18 protein-coding genes and 2 pseudogenes are annotated in these 26,049 nt (G+C 35.7%); 5 read left to right on the forward strand and 15 right to left on the reverse strand.

The annotated features are described in order from the left end of the window. Positions 1–152: 152 nt before the first annotated feature. The 8 genes and pseudogenes from IGI65_RS02095 to IGI65_RS02130 all read right to left on the reverse strand — a co-directional run bounded on the left by IGI65_RS02095 (position 153) and on the right by IGI65_RS02130 (position 13,256). Positions 153–368: a hypothetical protein gene (locus IGI65_RS02095; protein WP_002297343.1), complete on the reverse strand. Its 216-nt coding sequence runs from the start codon at positions 366–368 to the stop codon at positions 153–155. Between the two features lie 248 nt (positions 369–616). Continuing rightward, positions 617–835 (reverse strand): annotated as a pseudogene (locus IGI65_RS02100) (zinc ribbon domain-containing protein); the annotation flags it as partial. A gap of 294 nt (positions 836–1,129) precedes the next feature. Further along, positions 1,130–2,489, reverse strand: a pseudogene (locus IGI65_RS02105) (MFS transporter). Between the two features lie 449 nt (positions 2,490–2,938). Beyond that, entirely contained in the window at positions 2,939–3,709 is a 771-nt protein-coding gene (locus tag IGI65_RS02110) for an AP2 domain-containing protein (RefSeq protein ID WP_438773091.1), read from the reverse strand. Positions 3,710–3,809: 100 nt separating this feature from the next. Continuing rightward, on the reverse strand, positions 3,810–5,153 hold the full coding sequence (locus IGI65_RS02115; protein ID WP_137440413.1) for an NAD(P)/FAD-dependent oxidoreductase: 1,344 nt from the start codon (positions 5,151–5,153) through the stop codon (positions 3,810–3,812). Between the two features lie 140 nt (positions 5,154–5,293). Continuing rightward, on the reverse strand, positions 5,294–10,984 hold the full coding sequence (locus IGI65_RS02120; RefSeq protein ID WP_438773092.1) for a Rib/alpha-like domain-containing protein: 5,691 nt from the start codon (positions 10,982–10,984) through the stop codon (positions 5,294–5,296). 615 nt (positions 10,985–11,599) lie between these two features. Continuing rightward, positions 11,600–12,034: a DUF7006 family protein gene (locus IGI65_RS02125; RefSeq protein WP_002332818.1), complete on the reverse strand. Its 435-nt coding sequence runs from the start codon at positions 12,032–12,034 to the stop codon at positions 11,600–11,602. Positions 12,035–12,050: 16 nt separating this feature from the next. Then, the gene (locus tag IGI65_RS02130) at positions 12,051–13,256 is read right to left on the reverse strand and encodes a YSIRK-targeted surface antigen transcriptional regulator (RefSeq protein WP_002297334.1); all 1,206 of its coding nucleotides are present in this window, start codon (positions 13,254–13,256) and stop codon (positions 12,051–12,053) included. 693 nt (positions 13,257–13,949) lie between these two features. Between IGI65_RS02130 and IGI65_RS02135 the strand changes: the two genes are divergently transcribed. The 3 genes from IGI65_RS02135 (at position 13,950) to IGI65_RS02145 (ending at position 16,545) form a co-directional block, all read left to right on the forward strand. Further along, entirely contained in the window at positions 13,950–14,336 is a 387-nt protein-coding gene (locus IGI65_RS02135) for a sigma-70 family RNA polymerase sigma factor (RefSeq protein ID WP_438773093.1), read from the forward strand. A gap of 97 nt (positions 14,337–14,433) precedes the next feature. Next, positions 14,434–14,625, forward strand: a complete 192-nt coding sequence (locus tag IGI65_RS02140; RefSeq protein ID WP_070509330.1) for a helix-turn-helix domain-containing protein — start codon at positions 14,434–14,436, stop codon at positions 14,623–14,625. Positions 14,626–15,318: 693 nt separating this feature from the next. Continuing rightward, positions 15,319–16,545 (forward strand): tyrosine-type recombinase/integrase, encoded by a 1,227-nt coding sequence (locus tag IGI65_RS02145; RefSeq protein ID WP_438773094.1) that lies wholly within the window; start codon positions 15,319–15,321, stop codon positions 16,543–16,545. An 88-nt stretch (positions 16,546–16,633) separates the two neighbouring features. Here IGI65_RS02145 and rpsI read toward each other — a convergent pair whose 3' ends face one another. Continuing rightward, complete coding sequence (rpsI, locus tag IGI65_RS02150) at positions 16,634–17,026, reverse strand: 30S ribosomal protein S9 (protein WP_071864159.1); 393 nt, start codon at positions 17,024–17,026, stop codon at positions 16,634–16,636. Positions 17,027–17,041: 15 nt separating this feature from the next. Further along, positions 17,042–17,488 carry a 50S ribosomal protein L13 gene (rplM, locus tag IGI65_RS02155; RefSeq protein ID WP_308618381.1) on the reverse strand — a complete coding sequence of 149 codons (447 nt, stop codon included), beginning with the start codon at positions 17,486–17,488 and terminating at the stop codon, positions 17,042–17,044. Positions 17,489–17,960: 472 nt separating this feature from the next. Between rplM and IGI65_RS02160 the strand changes: the two genes are divergently transcribed. Both IGI65_RS02160 and argH read left to right on the forward strand, forming a co-directional pair. Then, entirely contained in the window at positions 17,961–19,175 is a 1,215-nt protein-coding gene (locus IGI65_RS02160; protein ID WP_095006387.1) for an argininosuccinate synthase, read from the forward strand. A 192-nt stretch (positions 19,176–19,367) separates the two neighbouring features. Then, positions 19,368–20,765, forward strand: coding sequence for an argininosuccinate lyase (gene argH, locus IGI65_RS02165; RefSeq protein WP_438773095.1), 1,398 nt, complete (start codon positions 19,368–19,370; stop codon positions 20,763–20,765). 289 nt (positions 20,766–21,054) lie between these two features. Here the strand turns inward: argH and IGI65_RS02170 are convergent, their stop codons facing one another. The 5 genes from IGI65_RS02170 to IGI65_RS02190 form a co-directional block, all read right to left on the reverse strand. Then, the gene (locus IGI65_RS02170; protein ID WP_438773096.1) at positions 21,055–21,807 is read right to left on the reverse strand and encodes a TIGR03915 family putative DNA repair protein; all 753 of its coding nucleotides are present in this window, start codon (positions 21,805–21,807) and stop codon (positions 21,055–21,057) included. 2 nt (positions 21,808–21,809) lie between these two features. Further along, entirely contained in the window at positions 21,810–23,162 is a 1,353-nt protein-coding gene (locus tag IGI65_RS02175; RefSeq protein ID WP_438773097.1) for a putative DNA modification/repair radical SAM protein, read from the reverse strand. 168 nt (positions 23,163–23,330) lie between these two features. Then, complete coding sequence (locus IGI65_RS02180) at positions 23,331–23,858, reverse strand: GNAT family N-acetyltransferase (RefSeq protein WP_438773098.1); 528 nt, start codon at positions 23,856–23,858, stop codon at positions 23,331–23,333. A 138-nt stretch (positions 23,859–23,996) separates the two neighbouring features. Next, positions 23,997–25,460 carry a helix-turn-helix domain-containing protein gene (locus IGI65_RS02185; protein WP_438773099.1) on the reverse strand — a complete coding sequence of 488 codons (1,464 nt, stop codon included), beginning with the start codon at positions 25,458–25,460 and terminating at the stop codon, positions 23,997–23,999. Beyond that, positions 25,450–26,040 (reverse strand): hypothetical protein, encoded by a 591-nt coding sequence (locus tag IGI65_RS02190; protein WP_438773100.1) that lies wholly within the window; start codon positions 26,038–26,040, stop codon positions 25,450–25,452. Before IGI65_RS02190 ends, IGI65_RS02185 begins: the two co-directional genes overlap by 11 nt. Positions 26,041–26,049: the final 9 nt, after the last annotated feature.

The following is a 26,049-nucleotide window of genomic DNA, read 5'->3' on the forward strand; positions in this document are numbered from 1 at the left end:
TACGGGGATAGCTTGGTTAATAAGAGATATCGTTGTTAGTAAAGACATAGAGACATAGGCTTGCAAGTATGCTCTATTCCCAAGAATCTCCCACTTCAAGCACCAAGGATCGTTAAATTCAGCTAAGTGACAAGTAATTCACTAGACGATAATTATCTCCATATTTCAATCTCAGCTTTTCCATTTTTCATAGCAAATTCCGTTATTTTTATAGCATCTAAAAGATTCAGCTTTTCCACTGATCTTTCACCACTTTTCAGCTTTTTTATTGTGCTTAAATTGATACCAGTACCTTTTGATATTGAATTGGAAGTAAAATCATTAAGGGTTTTTTTTATTAAATTCATATCCGCAATTCCAGCGTTCATAAGAATGAAGATTCTCCTCTCATAGACTACTTTGAAAATGGTACTACAGTGGCTGTTTATATATTTCAGTAGGTTACTGTAGTGGTCATCTTATTATAATTAGAAAAGGAACCTAAATCAAAAATGCTAAAGAAAATTTTCATAGTATTAAGCCTCTCATGACTAAAGCCACGGAATTCTTGATAAAAGAGTATACTTGCAAGCATAAACAGCGGTATCTCTTATTAACCAAGCTATCCCCGTTGTTCTTAAGGTTCTTGATGTTTTCTAAGGCAATGCTTGTATTCATAGCCCTTGGTCAAAATATTGATACTATCGTTGACGTTTCGATTATGATGTATACGGCAAATAGGACAAGTCCATTCTCGAATTGTGAGTGACTTCTTACCATCTGTGTGTCTACATTCTGAACCAATTTGACTAGACGGAAATCATTTATCTATCTTAATGATTTTTTGACAGAAGTATCGAAAATCCTTACATAATCTGGGTGATGCATTCTTATGCAGATGAGAGCGTTGGGTCCGTATTCATAACCAGTAGCCTCTAAAACGTAGTCCATGGGTGGGATACCTAGCTTGCGGTTGCCAGTGGCTTTCGCAATTTTCTTGTAATCAAATCAATCATCTAATTGAGCACTAGTATTTTGAAGATAATACTTGAGTTTTTCGGCTTTTAGAAGTTCACTTCATCTTCCATCATCCATGGAAATCCCACTCACCCATACGCAGGCCTCCAAAAATTCTTCAACAGTGGTTTTTTCAGACATTTTTCTGATTCTGAATACCTCCTTGTTTTTTGATACGCCAGATAGTCAGGAAAAAGGCAACAAAACACAATACAAAGCTGCCTAAAAAGGTAATCTTCATTCCATATAAAAAGACATCCGGCCGATCTGCGATATAGTTAGTTACTCGTTGGCCCATCTTAGCAGACATCGCTTGATATAAGACCGTCGTAGAAAGCGAAATCCCGATAACCATCCCCAAATTTCGGGCAAAGGAATTCATGGAGCCTGCCAGTCCCAAATTTTCGATAGTGACCGAGCTCATAACCATCGTATTATTGGGGGACTGGAACAAGGCATTGCCGGCACCCATGATAGCAGTAGCGACAATGTACAGCCACAAAGGAGAGTCCACTGACAAAAACATATACATAACCTGGGTCACTGACAATAAGCCCAAGCCTACTAATACCAAAATCTCCGGGCCAACCCGGTCGGTCAGGTAGCCGCTTAAAGGCGCCCCAACGACCATCATCAAAGGAAAGACCATCATCAACAGTCCGGCATAGCTAGGACTCAACCCGCGGGCATTTTGCAGATAAAACGGAATCACTACATTGACAAAGAAGTTGGAAGAAAAAATCAACAAGGCTGTAATCAAGCTCATGGTAAAAATCTTGTTCTTAAAAATACCGAAAGAAACCAATGGAAAGGCTGCTTTTTTTTTCAACTTTTAAAAAGCTGATAAAGGCAATCACTGAGATTGCGAACAGTACAAGGGGGACTGGATGGAAAAAGCCACTTTCTTGCCCCAAAAAGATTGCTCCGAAAAAGCTGATAATCGTAGCCACAATGGCAGCAAAGCCCCCTCTGTCGATTGCGTGGCCGCTCATGGTGATATCTTTTGGTAAGAATTTTTCAGCAATCAACATCGTTATAATTCCCACTGGTACATTGATCCAAAAAATGTACGCCCAAGAAAATTGGGACAAAATCACACCGCCAAGACCTGGTCCGGCAATCGAGCCTAATGAAACAAACGCACCGATGGCCTGCACCACCCGGGCGAACAATAAAAACCCCAGCGAATGATTGAACCCACACAACAGCGAGCCCAAGACAAAGATCAGCGTACCGATCCGAAATACTTTGATTTTCCCACGGCTATCGCCAATTTTACCAAACAGCAGTAAACAACAACAGACGATCATCAGGTAGACGGATACCACCCATTCCGCTTGATTCATTGGCACGCCCATGTCATTTGAGATGGTAGGCAGTGCAATGTTGACAATACTGCCGTCCAGCGTAGACATGAAGGTAAACATAGATATAGCAATCAAAATCCACCAGCGATTTTTTTGGACTTTTGCATCTTCTTGATAACTATGCATAATAGGATTTCCTTTCTAATGATCGTGTAGCTAAGAACAATATAACATATGTCTACTGTCCAACAACTTCTCGCGACTCTAGCCATAGGAAGCTTGAGTAATTTCGATTTGATATCCTCATGTAACCATGTAAGTTTGAGATGCTTTATTTGAACTTACTCTATAGTAACTAATGATAATTCGCTTCACTTTCTTCTAGCAATTTCTAAAAGTCGACTTCATTGTTCTTCAGATTAATAGTGTGAGCTATCTCGTGAGACGTAAGCAAATTTCCATTCTACTTTTTCCCAATTTTTTCATATTTATAGTGTTGCTCCTATTTGTTTTCCAATTTGCTTTTCAAATACATTGCTATGATATTCAATTCCATAGGATTATACTAAATGTCAATAGTATGAATAATATATTATAGATGTTTATATATCACTGTTAATTATTATCCACAATAATTAATGATTACCTCGATATTTGTCAATCAAAGGTTGAAACAATTTATTTTCAGCATCTTTTCTAGCTTGAGCTGCACTCTTAATAGAATCATACGATCCTAGATAGTACCTCTTTTTTTTTAAAGTTATATACGCAATCCATTTCTCTTTAGAACGATAAACTCCCTTAACACCACTTGTATTATTTTTCGGTAATTTTGACGTTAGACACTCTATTACTGTCCCTTCAACACATGTCCTTGTTTCTTGCCTTTTTAAACATCCACAACTTTGAGTATGTCCAAAAAATAAGTTACTATAACTTATCTCACACATACTGCCACACTCACATTGACAAACCCATTTTGTTTTCCATGAACAGTTATTGTCCAAAGGATACTTTGCAGTAAGTAATCCGAATTTTTTATTTTCAATGTGATGCTTTTTTGATTTCAAACATCCACAGCTTTTTACATCACCTTTTAGAAGTCGCTTTGCCGATACTAACTTTTTTCTCCCACACAGACATTGACATTCCCAAACAACAGTTCCTTCACTTCGCAGTTTAGTTGGCTTGATTGCAACTAACTTACCAAAAGTTTTATTTGTCAAATTTTTATATTTATGCCTATTTTTATAATTTCCACATCCACAACTTTTGGTTCTACCTGACAGTAAGTTTGATCGATATACAATCGTTTCATTCCCACAGTCACATAGGCAACGATATTTTTTATATCCATTATGAGTAATCTCCTCAACAACAGTAAGGTGACCATATCTTTCCTTCACTGCACCTACCCTCCCAAAAAAGAAGTGCCATATAATTTCAATTAAATATTTTCAATGAATTGAGTAATACAGTATATTTCTTGATTTCATTTAGTAACGATTATGTTTCAATGTTTAATCCTGTTACTGCCTTTAAAATAAAATTATAGGGTTGGCTAAAACTAGGATGAAATAAATAATCTAACATTTTCAATTTGTCTAATGTAATTTGTTCTTCTATAGCAAGAGAAAACATTGATAATAGTCCAGATAAATCTTCTTGACTACAAAGTTGTACACCTACTATTCTCTTTGTATTTTTTTCAAAGCTAATTCTTAATTTTACACGACTATTTTTTCTCAAAAAAACAGGTCTAATGAAATCTTCTATTTCTATATAATCTATAGACTCACTTAATAATCGTGCTGTTTTTAAATTCAAACCTGCTGCGTAAAAATTGTAATTAAATATAGAAAAGCCATTTGTAAATTGGGAACCAGAAGGTGTAAAATCTTGATTGTTAATATGTTGAGTTGCAATATAAGCTGTTCTTAGAGCATTAGAAATAGAAAAATCAACACTACTTCTATTAATGGACGTAAAAAAAGTTGTAGCACAATCCCCAATAGCATATATATCTTTTATATTTGTTTGCTGGTATTCATTAGTTAGATATGCTCCACTAACATCTCTCAAGAGTTCCTTTTTCCCAATTGGACTATTAGATAGAAATCCTATAGCTTGTACGACCATATCCATAGAGTATTGGGTACCACTTGTAGTGACTATTTTTTCAATCTTTTTTCTTCCTAAATATTTTTTAGGACTTTCTGACAGACAAAGATGTATTCCATTTTTTGATAGTATTTCTTCAACTTTATCTGAAAAACTACGGTCGTAATAAGTCGACAACACTCTATCTGCAACATCGAAAAGATATACTTCTTTCCCTCTTTTTCTTATAGCTTCAGCAATTTCAACTCCAATATATCCTGCTCCAATAATTCCTACTTTTTTAATAGTATTATCATCTAAAGCTTTAAAAATCTCTTTAGCATTTGGAAAATTCTTTATCGAAAAAATATTAGCTAAATTATTCCCCGGTACATCTAACATAATTTGCTTTGAACCTGTAGCTAGTATAAGTTTGTCATATTCTTGGGAAAATCTTGTGCCATCTTTTTTTACACAAATAATCTTTTTATTTTGAATATCAATTTTGTCAACTGCTGTCTCCAAAAACAACTTTTTTATCTTAGAATTTAGTTCTCTTCTATTTTGATAAAAAAGATCTTCTAAATTGCTAACTTCTCTTTTTATGAACAACGCTGTCCCACATTCTAAGTAACTAATTTCTGATTTTTTATCTATCAGAATAACTTCATAATTTGAATCACTTAAGTTTAGGAACTGAGCTGCGGCTAGCCCCGAATGGTTTGAACCAATAATTACTATTTTTTCCACTCAATCACTTTCTTTTTTCTTCTATAATCTATAAAAAGTATATTCATCTTTAACTAACACTTATTTCTCATCATAAAAAAACAAAAAGAGGAAGAAAAAGATTCTTCCTCTTCTCAGAGAAGACTTAAGAAATTGATTTTCTATTCATTCTCTTTTTTTCGATTTTTATACCCTAATAATCCTAAAGTTCCTAACAATATTAAACCACCGCTAATAGTAAAGATATTACTGTCAATTTCTCCCGTCTTAGGAAAAACTTTTGAGGACTGGCTTTTGCCTCTATTTTTGTCTTGATTGCTATTGCTACCTTGATTGTCAGTCTTACTACCTTTACTACCGTTTTTTCCACTGTCTTTTTTGTTGGAAGAAACAACTACATTAGTAGGTTCACTAGTATTACCAGATTCATCAGTTGCAGTTACTATCACTTTTGTCCCTGCCTCTAATTTAGGAACTTTAACTGTAAAATTACCATTTTTATCAGCTGTCCCATGGTGTTGACTTCCGTCTGGTAATGTAACTGTCACCTCTGCATTTGGTTCAGTTTTACCAGTAACAATTTGGTCACCCTCTGTAATAGGATCAACTTGAGGTTTATTCGGTGCTTTTTTATCTACTACAGAAATAGTAACTTCTACTTCTTCTTTAGATCCATCTGGATATGTTACTACTACAGTACCTTTTTTGTTTCCAGCTGTACTAACATCTACTTTTTCTTTCCAAGTATAAGTAGTTCCTTTTGGTAGATCTTCTTTGTTCTTAATTCCCTCAGATGCATCTGGCTCTTTATTTAAGTCTGTAGTCACTTTTTGTCCTTCAGGATTGTATTTATCTGCATTAGAACGATTGTCTGTCACTTCTACTGGAACTTTCACTGTATCTTTCGTACCATCTGGATACGTTACTTCGATAACCCCTTCGTAATTACCTGGTGTGTTGGTATCAATCGTACCACCAGGAGTGACATCTGTTACTGTTGTTCCTTCTGGTAATGTTGGTAGGTTGGTTACATTATCTGTTAGATCTACTGTGCCACCAACTTCTACTTTTTCACCTTCTACCATTGGTGTATATTTATCGGCATCGGAACGATTGTCTGTCACTTCTACTGGAACTTTCACTGTATCTTTCGTACCATCTGGATACGTTACTTCGATAACCCCTTCGTAATTACCTGGTGTGTTGGTATCAATCGTACCACCAGGAGTGACATCTGTTACTGTTGTTCCTTCTGGTAATGTTGGTAGGTTGGTTACATTATCTGTTAGATCTACTGTGCCTCCAACTTCTACTTTTTCGCCTTCTACTGTTGGCTCATATTTATCGGCATCGGAACGATTGTCTGTCACTTCTACTGGAACTTTCACTGTATCTTTCGTACCATCTGGATACGTTACTTCGATAACCCCTTCGTAATTACCTGGTGTGTTGGTATCAATCGTACCACCAGGAGTGACATCTGTTACTGTTGTTCCTTCTGGTAATGTTGGTAGGTTGGTTACATTATCTGTTAGATCTACTGTGCCACCAACTTCTACTTTTTCACCTTCTACCATTGGTGTATATTTATCGGCATCGGAACGATTGTCTGTCACTTCTACTGGAACTTTCACTGTATCTTTCGTACCATCTGGATACGTTACTTCGATAACCCCTTCGTAATTACCTGGTGTGTTGGTATCAATCGTACCACCAGGAGTGACATCTGTTACTGTTGTTCCTTCTGGTAATGTTGGTAGGTTGGTTACATTATCTGTTAGATCTACTGTGCCTCCAACTTCTACTTTTTCGCCTTCTACTGTTGGCTCATATTTATCGGCATCGGAACGATTGTCTGTCACTTCTACTGGAACTTTCACTGTATCTTTCGTACCATCTGGATACGTTACTTCGATAACCCCTTCGTAATTACCTGGTGTGTTGGTATCAATCGTACCACCAGGAGTGACATCTGTTACTGTTGTTCCTTCTGGTAATGTTGGTAGGTTGGTTACATTATCTGTTAGATCTACTGTGCCTCCAACTTCTACTTTTTCGCCTTCTACTGTTGGCTCATATTTATCGGCATCGGAACGATTGTCTGTCACTTCTACTGGAACTTTCACTGTATCTTTCGTACCATCTGGATACGTTACTTCGATAACCCCTTCGTAATTACCTGGTGTGTTGGTATCAATCGTACCACCAGGAGTGACATCTGTTACTGTTGTTCCTTCTGGTAATGTTGGTAGGTTGGTTACATTATCTGTTAGATCTACTGTGCCTCCAACTTCTACTTTTTCGCCTTCTACTGTTGGCTCATATTTATCGGCGTCAGAACGATTGTCTGTCACTGTAACATCTACTTCAACTTCATCAGATGATCCATCTGGGTATGTCACTACAACAGTCCCTTTTTTATTTCCAGCTACGCTAACATCTACTTTTTCTTTCCAAGTATACTTAGTATCTTTTGGTAAATCTTCTTTGTTCTTAATTCCCTCAGATGCGTCTGGTTCCTTATTCAATTCTGTAGTCACTTTTTGACCTTCAGGATTATATTTGTCAGCGTCAGATTTCTCATCCAGTTTTGTTGCACTTGATACGAATTCTGTATCATCTGCTGTAATTGGTTGAGTTGCTTCTTCTGGCCATTTCGCATCTGTATAACCATCTTTTGCTTTCAACACTGGAAGTTTATCTTCTGGTAAGCTTACGCCGTCTTTCACTGCAAAGACTGTTGTTCCACTTTCAATACTTGTTCCTTCCCCTGCGGTGAAGGTTACTTTGTGGTAGCCTGCAGGAATGTTTTCTCCTGGATTTTCAATGATATCATCCAGTTTTGTTGCACTTGATACGAATTCTGTATCATCTGCTGTAATTGGTTGAGTTGCTTCTTCTGGCCATTTCGCATCTGTATAACCATCTTTTGCTTTCAACACTGGAAGTTTATCTTCTGGCAAGCTTACGCCGTCTTTCACTGCAAAGACTGTTGTTCCACTTTCAATACTTGTTCCTTCCCCTGCGGTGAAGGTCACTTTGTGGTAGCCTGCAGGAATGTTTTCTCCTGGATTTTCAATGATATCATCCAGTTTTGTTGCACTTGATACGAATTCTGTATCATCTGCTGTAATTGGTTGAGTTGCTTCTTCTGGCCATTTCGCATCTGTATAACCATCTTTTGCTTTCAACACTGGAAGTTTATCTTCTGGCAAGCTTACGCCGTCTTTCACTGCAAAGACTGTTGTTCCACTTTCAATACTTGTTCCTTCCCCTGCGGTGAAGGTCACTTTGTGGTAGCCTGCAGGAATGTTTTCTCCTGGATTTTCAATGATATCATCCAGTTTTGTTGCACTTGATACGAATTCTGTATCATCTGCTGTAATTGGTTGAGTTGCTTCTTCTGGCCATTTCGCATCTGTATAACCATCTTTTGCTTTCAACACTGGAAGTTTATCTTCTGGCAAGCTTACGCCGTCTTTCACTGCAAAGACTGTTGTTCCACTTTCAATACTTGTTCCTTCCCCTGCGGTGAAGGTTACTTTGTGGTAGCCTGTAGGAATGTTTTCTCCTGGATTTTCATAAATATCTTTACTTACAGTTACTGCTAAATCGGTCGTGCCTACAGAACCATCTTGGTAAACAATTTTAATAGGAATTGTTCCAGTAATCGGCTCCGATTCTCCTACACCTTTAGCTGGAGTGAATGTAACAATACCAGTGTTTGCATCAACACTTGCATTACCGAAGTCCTTATTATAGACATCTGAAATTGAAAAGGCATCTTTAGCTAAAGGAACATCTGGTTTATCAAATGTAGGTTTTCCACTTTGAACTGTCGTTTCTGGAGTTGTTGTTATAGGTACGTATGTTGCATCATTTTCCATAGCTTGAGAAGCTTTTACAGCAAACTCTACATCCACGTCGAAAGTTCGATTTCCGATCTTAACAGTTACAATACCTTTCGTACTATCAGTAACGTTAGAAGTATCAGGCTCTGTTTTCCATGAATACTCTGCATCTTCAGGTAAGTTTTTATTATTCCGAATTGATTCTTTAGCATCTGGTTTAAATCCAACTACCACGGTTTGTTTATCAACCGCTTTTGGTGATTCCTTAATAACGGTTGAACCTTCTTCTGGTTTATCAAAACCTGGAGAAACGATTTGGATTTTTAATTCATCTTTCGCGATTAATTTACTTGAATCTACACCCGTAAATTCAAATTCTACAGTATCTGAAATTGGAGCCCCATCTTTTTCATTTGGAGCGATAGTTTTTTCTGCTAATACAGTACCTTCTTTATCAACAAGTTGGGCTTTGTGACCTGTTCCCGCTAACTCGTGGATGAATACTTTCCCCTTAACTGTTGTGTCAACATCATATACTTCTTCTAATTCAGGTTTCCCGATATATGGATTCGTGTCTCCGCTCTCTTCTTTATCGTCAGGGTTTCCATCACCATCAATATCTTGCAAATAATAATAACCTGTTCCATAAGTGTTCTGGATTAATTTTTTATTCGTATCCGACAACCAAGAATCAAAGATGAAATCTTCACCAAATGGTTTATTTTCTTCAACTTGTGCTGTTGCTTTCATATCTTCTAAGATTTCATCTAATGGCTTAGTCAATTGTAAAACATATCGAATAACGACTGGACGTGGACTTGCATTAGCAAAATCGATAAGTTTAGTTAAATCATTATTAGTTATTGAACCTATGCCATAATTTTCATGACCTTCCCGTCGCTCGATTGCTAAATCAGCTACTTTTGTTCCGGATTCAAACGAAACATCATATGTTACTTTGTCAGCCTGAACCATGTGCATCTGTATACCCGCTACATATGGAACTAATCGTTCATCAATTTTGTAATTAGCATACCAAGGCGTGCCCTTTGCGGAAGATGAATATGAGAAATTATAATTTTTCGTTAACTTATGATCTAAGATTATAGCTCCATTAGCACCTGTGGATCCTGAACCATCTTTTGTTTGAGTATTAGGTTTCTCATATTTTGCACTTACTGATCCATGTTTAAACTGGTCAGGATTATTTTCAGATACATCTAAGCTATTATAGAAATCATCTGAATCTGTTAAAAAGTAGCCCGTACTATCAATACCCGGTACAATTTTATCATCGTCTTGATGACTTACCAAGTAGATTCGATACATTAAACGATCGGTCTTGAGATTGTCTATGCCTATCTCTTTAAAAATTTCATCTAGGCTCTTTTCAAACGTAATTACCCCATTAGGAGCGGTTTGCGTATCGGTTGTTTCTGCCCCAGCAAATAATCCATCACTTGCACGAATATAATTGACCTTCCAAATATTTGTAGGTCTACCCAGCGAATCATTAATTCTTACAAAGGTCCGTCTAGAAGATCCAATTCCTTTCTTTGGATCGACCTGAATTTTTTCTACATATTTAGCTAATCGTTCATCTAATTGAAGACGGATTTCCCAGTTTTTAGTTGATGCTGCAATATTATGTTTTCCGTAAACTTCAAATCCAATTGTATTGCCTTTTAGTGTGTCTCCAGTTAGTTCTTGAGGACTAAATTGTAAATCCGAAAAGTTATAATTTTTCGTATAACCAGGATTCTCCTGAAAAGTATTCCCCGAAGCTACTTTGTCACCTACTTGTACGGAGCTTATCGCTGTTTCAAGTGGGCTGCTTGGAGAAATTTCATCTTGTGCTTGAACTAGTTCAGTTGTTCCCAAGACAAGACCAACACCAATCAAAACAGATGCAACCCCAACACTTAATTTTTTGATACTGTACTTCAATACTCGTTTCTTTGTTTTTTCTAGAAATACTCTCTTATTATTCTTGCTAACCATTATTCAAATCAACTCCCTTAATAATTACTTTCCTAGTAAGAATAAAAGATAAATCTGATACGTATTATTCACAGAATAGGAATCTTACTAACCTTATGTTAACTAATTTACTTAGAGAATTTCATGAACATTACAACAAAAAAGTACATTTCTTCATGTTTTTTTCGGATATTTGTGCTTTTTAACCATTCAGCAGCTGAAAACATATAAAAAGATATGTATGTATTCTTTCTGAAATTAAGTTCATTTCTATGCGATGAAGCATGTTTTCAAAATATTACCCTTTCTTAGATTAAACTTCAGAGTATTCAAATAACGGAATAAGGAGCCTTATCCCGCATTACTGAATGAGACTGTGACATAAGTAAAAAGGTGACTTCAAATTCCTTCTTCGGAATTTGAAATCACCTTCTTTATAATTATAAAGTATCGGTTTCACAGCATTTCTGAATGATTCCTAGAATCTTAAACGAATGATTGGAGTTATCAACATTTTTTCACTCGTTTTTAGCGAAACAAAAAATGACATTTGTCACAGCCTCATTAAATTATTGATTCTTTTTCTTTATAATTGAATTGTCCATATTTAAAGTGTCTAGTACTCTACATGAATAATTAATTGCTTTCACTCAAATACTTATAATCTATTAACTTGTAGTTGTTTAACTTTTCTGAAAAAGTTAGACCCACGTAATAATCTTCCCAGCTTTCTCTTTCAATTAACTGATCCAATTTTTGATAATCCATAAATTCATCATGTATCAAAAAGAATAAATAACTTGATATTTTAGCATCTAGCTTAATCAGATTAAATAATGTTTGTTTAAAATTGCTACCATTAATATGACTGATAGATTCTCTAGCTTCTTCACATAAACTTTTTACTTTATTAATTACTACTTTGTCATATTCATTTAACACACTATTATTACCATTACTTAGACGCTCAGATTCTACGAAACAACTCAAATCAGAAATTTCCCAAAAAAATTTTTTGTTAAAATCCAATTTCCTCAACTCCTCCAAACTACGTAAATGATATAGTCTCATAATAAAATAAAACCTCTCAGCTAATGTTGTTGAAATTGTCCACTAAACCTAATTGATATTGCTTAGGAGATACACCTGCGTACTTTTTGAATACTCTCGAAAAGTGTGAAGAATCTGAAAATCCTAAACCTAAAGAAACTTCACTGATAGTATGGTTTGATTTCAACATTATTTTAGCCGTAGAAATTTTTCGCTTAGAGATATAATTATAAATCGTAATATGCATTTCATTCTTAAAGCTTTCTCTTAATTTAGTTTCACTTACAGAAAAATAATTAGCTATTTCCTTTACAGTAATTCTTTTATAGATATTTAAGCCGATGAATTGAACGACAGAAGAAATTAAGGGAGAAAGATGCTCTATCTTAGTTTTTCCGATTTCCTTAGTATAATAAACAATCCCAGAATCCCTCACTTTTAAGACCTCAGGTAACGATACAGCTAATTCGTTTTCTTGTATCAAAGCATCTCTACTTTGATACGCTTCTATTATATCCATTCCTAATGTTATAGACGTTTGTGCTAACTTTTCAAAAACAATGATAGAATAATTTTTTTCAGACCGAATCGTATCTCCACTAACACTTGGAATTATTCCATTACTCAGATTAAAAACCATGTTTTCTAAATTTCGAATATCTCCATTTTTAACATATTCCAGTATTTTATTTTCATAAAGAAACAGATATATTTCTGGATCGTAATTTTGTGATAACAGATTATCTATTTTGATTTGCTCGATAGTTTTACTTAGATTTTCTGTATATTCAATTAACGGTTCATGGAATAGATCTTCTATTTTTCCAGTAAAAAAATAATGAACTAAAATCAGAATATCTCGAATGTCTCCTAAAGAATACAAAGTCAAATTTTGCAATGAATTATAGAGTCGTTCTCTATCAGCCATTGCAACATTCAAATTGTTCATTTTTAGTTTAAAAAAAACTTTATCAATATTATTTGCTCTAAATGGACCAAATAAGTAATATCTGGTTTTAAACATGTATAGAAGAAACATCTCATTAAAATCACCAGTAAAGAAATGGAAATCTTTAGTTTTTTTAATATTATCAGTTAGTAACTTTTTATAATCATAAAAAAAATAAGTAGTTCTATCTGAGCGATACTCTTTTATAATACTGAATTCGGAATTAAAAACCACGATAGGTAACTTTAAACAAACATGAAGAGACTTTAATAAGACTTCTTTATCTGAAAACACTTTTGTTTCTCTCTTTCCTTTCTACATCATTAAATAGTATTTTATACGTTATCTAAAATACTATTCCTCTGTCAAAATAAGCTAACTTACTTCATTATAAAATATCCACTTATCGCTTTCATGTATATTCCACCGTAAAAAGTACATTTTATCACCGAGAACTCATCATTTTTCATCATGATGAATACTATTTACATATATCTAGTTCAAAGACAATAATTATTATGATCCGTTATTATCTAAGCACTATACAGATAATAGGAATTTTTCGTTTCTAAATATTCCAATTTGGGAATCCAATAAAAATTTTCGTTCAAATACGTGTCTATTCGAACTCTTTTCTAGTTGTTAATTATGAAGGGGGAAGAAATAAAAAATACAATCTATACACGAATAAGAATATTATCCAAAAGGAGGTTTTAGAAAAGATTTATTATACGTAAAAAGCTCAAGACATTTTCTTAGCCATAAGGACATGTTTGATATTTAAGAAGATATATGAATTTTCTTTTCTAAGTATAAAGATAACTATCCATTATCAACTAAAAAAACATTTTTGAAAATAAACATCAGCAGTCCTATCAATGCATGTGAGCTTATAGAAGTTATTCGCAGCGCAGCATAATTGCATTAGCTTCTTTTCGTGTTTTTTGCCTCTTTTCCCTTTAAATCTTAATGGAGGAGGTGTGCAATATGTCAGATAACGACGAACGCGTAAATGCCCAGTTGATTCGATTCTTTGAAAAGGTCATTTTGAACACCGCTAATACTTATTATAAAAAACAAGAAGAAATTCAAAAATATGAACAACTTGATCAACTCCCACCATATTTGTTTACTAAAGATACTATAAAATTTAAACAGCCGATTAATGTTTTAAATGTGACTCTCCTTGTTGAAGATATAAAATTAGCAAAAATCCTTCCTTTGTTGAAAGAACCTGAACAAATTTTTCTTATCGAAAAATTTATCTTTAATAAAACTGATAAAGAAATTGGAAAGGTTCTGGGTATTACAAGACAGGGTGCGACAAATTTAAAACATCGACTTTACAAAAAAATTCAAAAAATGCTGGTTTAATATCTGCATAATAACTAATTTTGTATGCTTCTTTGCTCGTCCTCCTCCTTCCCAAAAAAATAAATAGATTATAAGTTCATGGGAAGAAGGTAAATTTATGAATACTTTAAAAGAAGATTTCATTTTAGCAAAGAATGGAAATGAAGAAGCAGTTGTGGCCGTTCTCAAAAGATTTAGCGCTTTGGTCCATAAGCAATCCTGGAGAACTGGAAAATATGATCAAGATTGTTATCAAGAATGTATGCTTGCAATATATCTAGCTATCTCGAAATTCGAAATCAAAGAATAACTCAACTAAGGGGGAAACATTTTGCTTTCCCCTTTTTTATCTTCTAATTTTCTTAAATTTATTTCTCGAACACGGAATATTTTTTTGTTAAATTGAACTTTAAAAATAATTCTTCATTTTTTTCTGTTTAAATGTTTCCTTTTTATACAGTTAAACGTTGTTAATAACGACTGGGATAAAAATCCTAGTTTGATCATTGATAACTAAATACAATTTTTGAACAACGTTCCCTGCTATTCGAGCTAGAAACTCAAGTACGCCATGACCTAATTAGCGATAAATACTTAGTGATTCTTTTTGTTTTGGGACAACAAAACGCCATGACGATAGCAGTATATAATGATACTTCCGTAAGGCTCGCCATAAACTGGCGGGAGGTGAAATTCCTATGCGCTTACCCAAAGCAATTCAAAAATTTTAAATCATTATTTTAGGAGATGATTTTATAAAGTCGAAAGTCTACTTGAATAAAAAACAAACCTGTGAATTTCTAGGAGTTGATAATAATACTTTAGATAAATGGATTCGTATATACAATTTTCCAGTAATAAGAATTGATGGTGTAGTCCGTTTTGACATAGAAGATATCACAGACTTCATGAATACATTTAAAACAATTTGAAATTTTCTTCTCGCTGCATATACTAAAAATAGCGAAATATACTGCCTTACTTTTTTTAAGGAGTGAGGAGTTTGCCTACAAAACTTTCAAACGGAAAATATAAAACTAATCTGAGGTATCCAAAAAGATTCAGAGAAATAACAGGAATTACATCAGAAAAGTATCAAAAAACATTTCCAACTAGGCATCTGGCTATTAAAGCCGAAAACGATATGAAAAAGAAAATAGAAAAAGTCTTAAGAGAGGAGAATGCAAACTCATTAGAATTAAAAGGAAAAATAAGATTTAAGGATTTTTACGAGTCTAAATGGCTTCCTAGATATGAACTAGGTCAAACGACTAGATCAAACAGAGCTCCTAGTGATGTAACAATTAGTAATACCAAGGATATATTTCGGTTACACATCTTACCTATGTTTGGTGAATATGCAATGAATTATCTCAACACCAATACAGAGATAATATCGGATGAATTAACCAAGAAATCCAAAGAATACGCAAATATAAAAATTATCAAAGGTTATGTTCGTTCCATGTTTGATATTGCCGAAATACTAAACTATATCGAATTTAATCGAACTACCAAAATTATTCAGAGTATCACTTCACCTAAGAAAATTGCTTTAGAAGAAAAAAGAATACAGGAAGGAAATCAAGCATTATCATCAGAGGAACTTACTACTTGGATAGAAGCAGTAAATAATGATTTCAATAATCGTTTACTTACTCTTCATGATTACACACTTTTCATGCTTACTCTATATCTTGGTGATAGAAAAAGTGAAACTTATGCTTTGCAATGGAAATATATTGACTTTGAGAAGCAAACGGTTCGACTTAAACACGCTTTAGATAAATATCAAAGAAAGAAATTTACAAAAGGGCGAAAGGATACCGTAATTCAAGTTCCAGAAGTTGTAATGACATTACTAAGCAAATGGAAGTCAATGCAAGCTGAGCAGTTGTTGAGATTAAAAATTAAACAAACATCAGATCAGTATCTCTTTACCTATACTAAACCATCCGGAGAAGTAAATTGTCCTGTTCACGCTGATTACCTAAACTATAGAATCAATTCAATTAAAAGACGACATCCCGAATTGGCTCATTTATCTCCACATAAGCTTCGTCATACTTATGCAACTATAGCTAGACAAGGTGGAGCAAATATGAATCAAATATCTAGTGCTTTAACACACTCAGATATTTCTACAACGAGAATATACGTAAATACACCAGATGTAGTAGATAAAACTGTTTTTGAAGCCTTTCAGAGAGGATTGAATAAATGTGATTAGTATGTGTTCTTAAATGTGTTCTTAAACAAGAAAAAGACACTTTTCAAACAATTGAAAAGTGCCTTGAAACATTGATATATAAATAATATTAACGTTTAGAGAATTGAGATGCTTTACGAGCCTTTTTGAGACCTGGTTTTTTACGTTCAACCATACGAGCGTCACGTGTTAATAAACCAGCACGTTTTAATGCAAGACGGAAGTCAGGATCAACTTCTAATAATGCACGTGAAATGCCGTGGCGGATTGCGCCAGCTTGTCCAGCATAGCCCCCACCGTTTACGTTTACCATTACATCGTAAGCGCCAGTTGTTTCTGTTACGCCAAATGGTTGGTTGATAACTAAACGTAAATCAGCATGTGGGATATATTCTTCAATGTCTTTTTTGTTGATAGTAATTTTACCAGTACCTGGTACCAAACGTACGCGAGCTACTGCATTTTTACGACGGCCTGTGCCGCTATATTGAGCTTGTGCCAATGAAATTCCCTCCTATTAAATTAAGTTTGTGATGTCTAATACTTCTGGTTGTTGCGCTGCGTGTGGATGTTCAGCACCACCGTAAACATGCAATTTCATGCCTTGAGCACGGCCTAAAGTGTTTTTAGGTAACATGCCTTTTACAGAAGTTTCGATCAAACGACGAGAATTTTTAGCACGCAATTCACCAGCTGAAACTTGTTTCAAGCCGCCAGGATGATTTGAGTGACGGTAGTAAATTTTATCAGTTGCTTTTTTACCTGTTAATTTCACTTTGTCAGCGTTAATGACGATTACAAAATCACCTGTATCCACATGGGGGGTGAAAGTTGGTTTGTTTTTACCGCGTAAGATTGAAGCTACGACTGCTGAAAGGCGTCCCATTGGAACATCAGTAGCGTCTACTACATACCATTTACGTTCTACTTCGCCTGGTTTGGCCATATATGTTGTACGCAAGATTTTTTCCTCCAATTTCAATTTCGAATGTTTACAATCACTTGAGTTTCCGGGGCTCTTTGTGGGGTAAACAATACCATTTAACATAATAACGGTAAAATGGCGCAAAGTCAATCAAAAGTCGCGGCTTTTCAAAGTATTTTTAAACTTTATTTTTGAGACACATTTTTTCAACTATAGTAAAAAATTAACTTCTATCATTTCCATCTATTACAAAAATAATTTTTAACGTACTTTACAATGCGTTCCCCCTCTTTTATTTTCAGAAAATTATTTTTTGACTTTCACCTTTTTTAGCCAGCTGTTTATACACAAAAAATTTATAAATAGCATATTTTTGTATATTTTATGTTTTTTAGGAATATTTTTGTATAAATATTTATATTTTGTCTTGCGTTTTAATTTTCAATTTGATACGATAGCGTCAACACATTTTTACTCACATTAAAAAGCACAACAGAAAGGGCGTATTACGATGAAAGAAAAGGTTGTATTAGCATATTCAGGAGGACTAGATACCTCTGTATCCATTAAGTGGTTGACTGATGAAGGTTATGATGTCATCGCGTGTTGTTTAGATATTGGGGAAGGAAAAGATACGGCGTTTATTAAGGAAAAAGCTTTACAAGTAGGCGCGGTGGCTTCTTATGCCATTGATGCCAAAGACGAGTTTGCCAATGAGTATGCCTTAATTGCTTTACAAGGCCACACTTTTTACGAACAGTCTTATCCTTTAGTATCAGCTCTATCCCGACCGTTAATTGCGAAAAAATTAGTTGAACTAGCCCGATCAACTGGCGCTACAACGGTTGCACATGGTTGTACTGGTAAAGGAAATGACCAAGTGCGTTTTGAGGTTGCGATCAATTCTTTAGCGCCAGAATTAAAAGTGATTGCACCTGTCCGTGAGTGGAAATGGTCCCGTGAAGAAGAAATTGCCTATGCGGCTGAAAAAGGTGTCCCAATTCCCGCTGATTTGGATAATCCTTATTCCATTGATCAAAATATTTGGGGACGCGCCTGTGAATGCGGCATTTTGGAAGATCCGTGGGCGACACCGCCTAAAGGAGCTTACGAAATTACGGCAGAACTAGAAGAAACACCTGATACGCCAGATATTGTGGAAATTACTTTTTCAAAAGGTGTTCCAGTGGCGTTAAATGGTGAAACATATAATTTTGCCGATATAATTATGGAATTAAACTTATTAGCCGGTAAACACGGCATCGGTCGCATCGATCATGTGGAAAATCGTTTAGTCGGGATTAAATCCCGTGAAGTCTACGAGTGTCCTGGTGCAGTGACATTGATGACTGCCCACAAAGAGTTGGAAGATTTGACGTTTGTGCGAGAAGTGGCGCATTTTAAACCGCTGATTGAACAACAATTAAGCAACATCATCTATAACGCACTTTGGTTCAATCCTTTAACCGATGCGTTAATTGCCTTTTTAAAAGAAACGCAAAAATATGTTAATGGCGTCATTCGCGTGAAATTATTTAAAGGAAACGTAATTGTCGAAGGGCGTAAATCAGAAAACAGTTTGTATTCTGAAAACTTGGCTACTTACACTTCTGCTGATACCTTTGATCAAGATGCAGCAGTTGGCTTCATTAAACTGTGGGGGCTACCAAGTAAAGTCCATGCAGAAGTGCAAACACAACTCCAAGTAGAAAATTTGGTGAAATAAAGAAAAACAGGAACTTTATTTTATCTATCAACCTATGAAATAGGGCTGTGGTATATAAGTTAAACACCTACTTTGAATTGCTAAGTTAAGAATTTTAAATTAGTAAAAGTTCTTTTTTACAAAAAATAAGAACTTCAAAGCTTAGTCAAAACTTATACCACAGCTTTTTTTAACGACAAACGAGGTGGAAAAATGGCAAAATTATGGGGTGGTCGTTTTGATGGTCAAAACGAAAGTTGGATTGACGCTTTTGGCGCTTCTATTTCCTTTGATCAAAAAATGGCGGCACAAGATATTAAAGGTAGTTTGGCCCATGTGAGCATGTTAGCCCACACTGGTATTATTACAGCAGCTGAAGCTGAAAAAATTAGCGCGGGTTTAAACAGTTTACAAGAAAAACTGGCACAAAAAAAGCTAGAATTTACAGTTGAAAATGAAGATATCCATATGAATTTAGAGGCCTATTTGGCAGCAGAAATTGGCCCTACCGCTGGAAAGCTCCACACCGCCCGCAGTCGTAACGACCAAGTGGCGACGGATATGCATTTGTATTTAAAAGATGTCGTGGCCCAACTCATTCCAAAAATACAGCATTTTCGGGATGTCTTAGTGGAAAAAGCCAGCGAAAATGTGCACACTATTATGCCCGGCTATACTCACATGCAACATGCCCAACCGCTTTCGTTTGCCCATCACTTACTGGCGTATTACGAAATGCTCACCAGAGATCAAACACGTTTTACAGAAAACTTGCAACGCATTGACGTAATGCCATTAGGTAGTGCTGCGTTAGCAGGCACTACTTTTCCTATCGACCGTTTTTTTACAGCGGAAAAATTAGGTTTTAGTCAAGTTTATAACAATAGTTTGGATGCAGTTAGTGACCGTGATTTTATTTTGGAATTTTTAAGCAATAGCGCCATTTTAATGATGCACTTGTCCCGTTTTTGTGAGGAGCTGATTTTATGGTGTTCTCATGAATTTCAGTTTGTCGAATTAACGGATAGTTTTTCCACCGGTAGCTCAATTATGCCCCAAAAGAAAAATCCTGATATGGCGGAACTGATTCGCGGCAAAACAGGACGGGTCTACGGCAATTTATTTGGTCTATTAACGGTGATGAAAGGTTTACCATTAGCCTACAACAAAGATTTTCAAGAAGATAAAGAAGGCATGTTTGATACTGCTGAAACGATTTTAACAAGTTTGGATATTATGGCGGGTATGATTGACACCATGAAAATCAACAAAGAGCAGATGGCTAAAGCCACCGAGTCTGATTTTTCTAACGCGACAGAACTCGCTGATTACCTAGCCAGCCACGGTGTTCCATTTAGAGAAGCCCATGAAATCGTCGGAAAACTGGTATTGTCTTGTTTGAAACGAGGGATTTATTTACAAGACGTCTCACTTTCTGAATACCAGCAAATTCAAGACGTGATTGGCCCTGACATCTACGAAAAGCTGTCTTCTTACAATGCCGTTAAAAATCGTCATTCTTATGGTGGCACTGGTTTTTCACAAGTAGAAGAGCAAGTAAAAGCCGCTCAAGTCCAACTGCAAAAAGAAAAAGAGGCCGAATCCGAATAGTAGGAATTAGCAGGAAATTTCTAATTAAAGCTGCCGACTAAAATTCAGTAAAAATGCGCATTTCTATGTTTTGTTACTTATTACAGCAAAAAATTATCCCGTCTACTTCAAGGCTACCTATATATAATAGAAGAAAAATTTTAGCACCTAAACGCTAGCGTCCCGCCGCTTTTAGCAGGGATAAAACTTCTACTACTATAGGTAGTTTTTTATTTCAAACAACGAAATTGTCCGTTCATGCTTGATCCTTAGTTGTCTCGGGGTGTATTTTACTTTCCGAGTTGGCTATTTACTGAAATTCGGTTATTTGAGAGCGAAAGCGTAATGGCAAATGATTGCGTTGGGCTTCTGGGTTAATCCGTTCTTTAATGGTTACACTTTCTAAAAAAGCCCGCCACTGTGCGCCAACAATATCATTTCCTTGTAAAAACTTATCTGTAGGTAGCGTAATGTTTTCTAATAAACGGTAACCTCCATTTTCAATACAGGCGAGTAATTGATGCGTTTCATCGTAAATCATCACTTTTTCATGGGGATAGCGTTTGGCAAAGTGCGGACAGATGTACGGTAGACAATAATGATTAGGGGTAATTTTAGCAAATAGCACATCTTCTACATACTCAAAACGGACAAATCCCTTGTATTGATGCGCTTCACCGTATAACGCCCGAATTGCCGTATCTAAAGCTAAAATTTCCGGTTTACCGATAAAATTTTGCAGATGATCTTTTGTATCAAGGGCAATATGCAACGCGTGCAACAAATATGTTTCCTTATTTTCTAGACTAGTGTTAAAACCATCATGCAAAAAGACATAATTATTAGGCGTCAAAACTTCTCGCAAGCGGCGACCAATTTTTTCCGCCTTTTTTTCATCGGTTTTAATCCACTCGGGAGGAAATAAATTATTTTCAGTTGTCACAGGATTTAAAACCACCGCCGGAAACTGATGACGGCGAAAAGATAAATCAATCACTGTATAAAAACCTGCCAATGTACCGTCATATTCTAAAATATCGATGGTTTCTTTCATCCACACCATCTTCAATTCCTTCTTTCTGCTGCTAGTTCAGGCAAATTATTGTAGGCAAATTGCTTTTGCTCACCTTTTTTTCGTTCCAAACTTTCCACATCAAACAAGCTCATCTGCTCTCCAAAACTTTGGGTATTAAGGGACTTTAATTGGTTAAACTGGCGCTTTGAAATTAAGGCTTCAATAATCCACTGGGGATCTTGCACAAGCCCCGCTACTTTTTCACCATTACAGGTAACAAAATATTGCGCGCGTTTAACCACGACACCTAGTTTTTTCAAATCGCTTAAATGTAAATGATAATATTTACGTGCTCGTAAAATATTGCGGGCACTTTTAGGGCCAATTCCTGGCACCCGTAACAAAGTATCTAAATTAGCACTTTGTACGTCAACGGGAAAGCGCTCCAAATTTTGAATCGCCCAATTGGCTTTGGGATCTAAATACAAATTAAAATTAGGCTGTTCCTTTTTTAAAATTTCATCGGGGGTAAAGTTATAAAAACGCATCAACCAGTCAGCCTGATATAAACGATGTTCTCGTAGTAACGGTGGCTTTTGTGTTACTGCTGGCAATAAGCTATCTTCATTCATCGGAATATAAGCCGAGTAATAGACGCGTTTTAATTGATATTTTTGATACAAATTTCCGGAGATTTTGACAATCGCCCGATCGGTTTCAGGGCTTGCACCAATAATCATCTGCGTGGATTGACCGGCGGGTACAAAAGGTGTCGCCTTTTGTCTGACTGCTGGCAATAAGCTATCCTGCTCTTTTTTTAGCGCAATTTGTTTCATCGGTTTATAAAGTTCATAAGGATCTTTATCTGGTGCCAAAAGCTGTAAGCTGTCTTTTGAAGGTAGTTCGACATTGACACTCATGCGATCAGCTAAATAACCCAAACGTTCAATTAACAAACTATCGGCTCCTGGGATAGCTTTGACGTGAATATAACCACGAAATCCTTTTTCAAAACGCAAAATTTCCAACGTTTTAATCATCAACTCACAGGTATAATCAGGAGATTTTACAATCGCTGAACTTAAAAATAAGCCTTCAATATAGTTGCGCAAATAAAAATCCATCACTAAATTTGCTAATTCTGCTGGTTTAAAAGTCGCCCGTGGGCGTAAATTGGAACGCCGATTGACGCAATAATGACAGTCAAAAATACAAGCATTACTAAATAAGACTTTTAATAACGAAACACAACGCCCGTCAGCAGTAAAAGAATGACAAATTCCCGCAGCAGCAGTGCTCCCAATCGTTCCACTACGACTTGTGTCACTAACTCCGCTACTGGAACAGGAAACATCGTACTTAGCGGCATCGGCTAAAATTTTAATTTTCTTCGTCAAATCCATCGCGTTCTCCTCCCTTTATAAAACCGAACGTATGTTTGTATTTTAACAAGAAAAAAGACGCCTGTCAAAAGACGTCTGTTGCAAAATAACGCAATGATATTTGGTATCTATACTCATTTGAAAGTAACAATACGATTTAATAAAGAGCCTTAAAAATTAACTGATTGTTTACAAAATCAGTTCGTATAAATCACACGTATCTGTCCCACGATCATCAAAAGCACGTAACTCTTTTCTTTCCCGCCACTGATAGCCACACTTTTCGTATAAGCTTTTAGCAGGAAGGTTAGCGGCAAAAACATCTAAACGAATCGCCTGACATTGTTTGGCTAAAGCGACTTCTTTGGCACAAGCAAGTAAACTTTTACCTATTCCTTGTCCTTTGTAATCATGATCGGCTAGCAGCGTGTGGATTACTAAAAATTCAGTATCTGAAAGTGTGCGATCTTCCCAAGCGATTTCACTATATTCCGCTTCATGAGTATGATTCAAAATAACGCTTCCAACAATTTCATCAGCAATTGTTGCGAGATAGAGTTCCTCGTTTGTTAAAGCTTTTGTTACATCCGCAACCACAGGATAAACTGCCGGTATCCAACTGACTACGGGATAGTCAATTTGTGGCATCACTTTGTTAAAAAAAGCTACGACTGCCGCTTTTTCCTTTGCTGTTGCCAAATGAGTTTTGACTTCCATCTACTCACCTTCTTTTCCAATTTTCTCACTAGTTTAAATCAACTATACCACGTCATTTCTTTTGATGACATAGCGCTTTATTCAAAAAGCTGAAAATAAATAATAGTAACAAATTTTCCCCACTGAAATTTGCTACTATTATTTGTTTTTAACTTGATTGGCGGCAAAATAATCCCCATTGTATTTTGCTTCTCTTTTTTGAATAACTTTTTGAGCCAAGTTCGCCCAATCTAACGGTCGTGGGGGCGCAAGCCAAACCACACAATCCTTCTGACAAATTGCCCCTAATTCTCGGGAATCCGTCAATAAAATATCCGCGGTGTCAATATCTGTAGTAATTTTAGCTCCGACTTGTTGAAAAAAATCGAGGTTTTGGGTAATAAATTGGTTATACAAATGTCCATAAGAAAAATCAACGTACACGTTGACAGCTTTTAACAACAAATGCTTGGGAAATACAGCTAAAATCAAAAACAAATACTGAAGCAGCAAATTTTTCTTCTTTTGATATAACTCAGGAAATACGTTTTGAATACTCGTCAGATAATCCCGACAAAATGCCAATACACCAGGATAGTTTTGCTGAAAGTAAATAATATTAATCTCTGGTTGAATACTTTCATAAGCGGCGCTTGTTTCCAATAATTGAAAATGCAAAAAATTACAACGGGCGATAAATTCAGCTTGACTGGCTTTATCTGTTTGTAACTTGGGAAAAGAGGCTAACAATTGCTGCCTTAAATTTTGACTCCACTGCGTAATTTTAGCACTCTTTTCCAAATGAAATGACATCCCCACTTCTTTTAAAAATGTGCCGTAATAACAAATATAAGCCGCAACTTCCGCGGTCCGCACGGCTGGTGGTAAACGGTAAAAAAAGGGTGTCGCTTCTTCTTTTTTTATAAATTCAGTCGGTAGTAGTTCTATTTGCTGTTCTTCTACATAACGTTCTTGTTGGATACGCAGATTCGTCACATAAAGATAATGCATCAGCTTAATTTTTTGATGAATTGTCATGTTGGCTTTTTCTAACGTGGCTAACTTGGTTTCAATGATGCTTTTATCGGCTGAAGTGTAACAATCTTGCAAATTTTTAAAAATACGGGCAAAAATTTCAGTTAAAAATAACCGCACATTCTTTTCACTGTTACCACTTAACCGAAATTTCTTATCAATCGTCATTCCAAATTTACTTAAATAACCATTTAATTTTTTATAATTACTATGGGCAATCGGATAACTAATCATCTTTTTTTCAGAAAGTTCATTCAAGGATTTGAATTGTCCTAAAGCAGAACCAGCCAGTATTTGAAAACTGATAGAAGCCGCGACATACTTTTCCAACAAGCTCTCTGAACTAGCAGCACCGGTAATTTCCATCTGTAAGAAGGGTTCCTCAATAAAAATATGAATTTCTTCAGCTAATTGGTAGTGCTCCAAGTCTAAAATAAGTTGATCAATCAAACTTTTTAACACATAATTTGATATTCCTAAGTCCTCCATCAACTCTTTTTTAGGGATGGCAAAATAAGGGCTGCGTTCCAATTTTTTTAAGAGCTGATATTTACGCCATTCTTCTTTTGCTAAAAATTCAGCCAGCAAATTCATTCCCCCTTGTTACCAATTGCAGGCTTTGATCGCCGTATAATACTAATCCCGATAATAAATAGGCGCTTTGCGCAATTTCCGTCCACTCATTTATGGCACTGCCAGCTTGAGAATTGCCTTCTGGTGGCAATGTTGCAATTGCCTTGGGCGCAAAAAACTCATCATCTAAAATTAAAACATTATTTTTCCCTTGGGCATGATAAGGTGGTATATACGCAGGATTTTCTGCCCATTTGGGAGTTCTTTTACTTTTTAGTGTCGGATTTTGTAACGTAGCATAACTACTATTTTCTGCTAATACTTCTTTATTCTTTCCTGATTGTGACACTACTTTTTGGGGCGGAGATTTAACTGTTTGGTCTTTTTTATGCTCCAATTCCAGTTGTCCACTAGTTTTTTGGTCATTTTGCTGATCTTGATTATCTGCTTGTCGCGCTTCTTCATTTGCAATCGGCGTAATCGCATTTTTAGGATCTAATGGGTCATAAATCACTGTTTGCGCCAAAGCGTGTTCGGAAAACAAGAAAACCGACGCGCCCAATGCTAAAAATACAGAGTATGTCCTTTTTTTCATTCTATCCCC

The organism is Enterococcus sp. DIV0755b (genome assembly GCF_051713765.1).
In the GTDB taxonomy this organism is placed as follows: Bacteria; Bacillota; Bacilli; order Lactobacillales; family Enterococcaceae; genus Enterococcus_C; species Enterococcus_C canintestini.